General features: G+C 61.2%; 2 protein-coding genes. One reads left to right on the forward strand and one right to left on the reverse strand.

Translation table 11 applies throughout. The features are described from left to right. Nucleotides 1-275: 275 nt before the first annotated feature. Nucleotides 276-557, reverse strand: a complete 282-nt coding sequence (locus NW863_RS10160) for a J domain-containing protein (protein ID WP_414347365.1) — start codon at nt 555-557, stop codon at nt 276-278. Nucleotides 558-653: 96 nt separating this feature from the next. Between NW863_RS10160 and NW863_RS10165 the strand changes: the two genes are divergently transcribed. After that, nucleotides 654-1,393, forward strand: a 740-nt coding sequence (locus NW863_RS10165; protein ID WP_414366125.1) for a serine/threonine protein kinase, incomplete at its 3' end; no start/stop codon positions are given.

Consider the following 1,393-nt stretch of genomic DNA (forward strand, 5'->3'; position numbering starts at 1 on the left):
CCTTCTAGGGCGTTGCCCGTGTCGGATGTCTGGGGGGACAGAGGAGGCTGCCAGAGAAGGATCCGCATTGCCGAGAAACTGAGAGGTGCCAACAACAACCGTTTTGCTGGCCACATCCAAACCTTGGGCCGGGCTGAGGACATTCCAGAGGGCCAAACTTGCCAAACAGAGAGCAGCCCCCCTCCAGCCGGCACTCAAGAGCGCAAGCCAAGCAGCAGAGGTCACAGCCGGCTTTGGCAAGGGGGAGGGCTGGGGGAGGAGGCTGAGATGTAGACTCAGCGTTGCTGGCTATTGCTGAGGGACGTGGTATCTCGCTGGGCCAATTGCTGCAACCCTTCGGGGAAGTCGGCAGGCAGACGAGCTGGGTGAATCTCGCGCACCCGCCGACGGTAAGCGGCTTTGATCTCCTCCAGGCTGGCTTGGGGAGAAAGCCCTGGTAGTAGGTGGGGAAACAGGCGGAGGGGCCAGGGGAGACTCGGTAGAGAACCAGGGATCCCTCGCCAGCATATCCTGCCCGTTTTGGGAAAGCTGTTGGATAGGCTTTCCAGGAATCCCATTGATTCTGTCTCCCAGAACAAATTTCTGACCCCGAGGGGATCCCTGTCCTAGAGCTACTATGGAGCTGAGCAAACGGGGTGCTTGAGCGAGGAGAGATGGCTTCAGAGCGTCCAGTTTGGCGGCAGCGGTATCAACTCGAGCGGCGGCTGAGCAAGCGTAGCGGTAGACACACCTACCTAGCGCGGGATCTCCTCACCTCAGAACCGGTTGTCATCAAGCTAATCCTATTCGGGCCGGATTTCAACTGGGCCGACCTGAAGCTGTTTGAGCGAGAAGCCCAGATCCTGCAAACTCTCTCCCACCCGGCCATTCCCCAGTACCGCGATTGCTTTGAAATTGCCCTGAAAGGGGGGCGCGGCCTGGCGCTGGTGCAAAGCTACATCGACGCCCCCTCGCTGCAGGAGTGGATGGAGCGAGGGCGGCGTTTTGCCGAGCCGGAGGTGCGCGACCTAGCGCAAAAGCTGCTGCGCATCCTCATTTACCTCCATGAGCTCCACCCGCCGGTCATCCACCGGGATCTCAAGCCCAGCAACATTCTGTTGGCAGCCGACGGGCAGGTGTACCTGGTGGATTTTGGCTCGGTGCAGGCGGCTGGGCCGCGGGAGCAGGGATCCTACACCGTGGTGGGGAGCTACGGCTACATACCCCTAGAGCAATTTGGCGGCAGAACTGTGCCTGCCTCCGATCTCTACAGCCTAGGCGCCACGCTGATTCACCTGCTGACAGGCCAGCATCCGGCGGACTTGCCGCAGGTGGGATCCCGGATTGGGTTCGAGCCAGCGGTGCAACTGAGCCCGGCCTTTCGCGACTGGCTGCGCTGGCTGACAGAGCCCTT

Origin of the sequence: Synechococcus sp. B60.1 (genome assembly GCF_047462555.1) — a bacterium.
GTDB lineage: Bacteria > Cyanobacteriota > Cyanobacteriia > Thermostichales > Thermostichaceae > Thermostichus.

Bases quoted from the DNA above. Each gene is read 5' to 3' on its own strand.
- NW863_RS10160 (WP_414347365.1), bottom strand. From the start codon at position 557: ATGGGATTCCTGGAAAGCCTATCCAACAGCTTTCCCAAAACGGGCAGG.